Below are 383 nucleotides of genomic sequence, written 5' to 3'. Positions count from 1 at the left end.
CTTTAAAACTTGCCCAACCATTGATTAAGTCAATTTGATTGCGCTCATAAAAACGGGTATGCGTTTCTACCTGATTACGCACCACTTCGCGCGCTTTGGTTAATACTTTATTGAGTGGAATTTGGTGATAGTCAATGCCTTGGTTTAAGATAGGATCGCGGCGATTACCGATAATATTAAACACTGACTGACGCAATGCTTTACTTGGAATCGTGCCTACGTGCGTACAGTTGCCCCCCACTTGTTTGCGTGGATCAATCACGGCAACTTTTTGCCCAGATTTGGCGATTTTCATCGCTGCTGCTTCACCCGCGGGTCCTGCGCCAATCACGACAGCATCATAATCATAGGCATGGCTAACGGCATCTTGACGTTTATAACGC

Annotated in this window: 1 protein-coding gene; it reads right to left on the bottom strand. The window is 45.7% G+C overall.

The window, feature by feature from the left end; all coding sequences use genetic code 11:
- Positions 1 to 383 (bottom strand): FAD-dependent oxidoreductase (locus tag ARTB_RS21445; protein WP_243182287.1); only part of this gene is annotated, 383 nt, incomplete at both ends.

Source organism: Arthrobacter humicola (assembly GCF_022803015.1).
Classification (GTDB): domain Bacteria; phylum Actinomycetota; class Actinomycetes; order Actinomycetales; family Micrococcaceae; genus Arthrobacter; species Arthrobacter humicola_A.
This window is presented reverse-complemented; position numbering and strand designations above follow the sequence as displayed.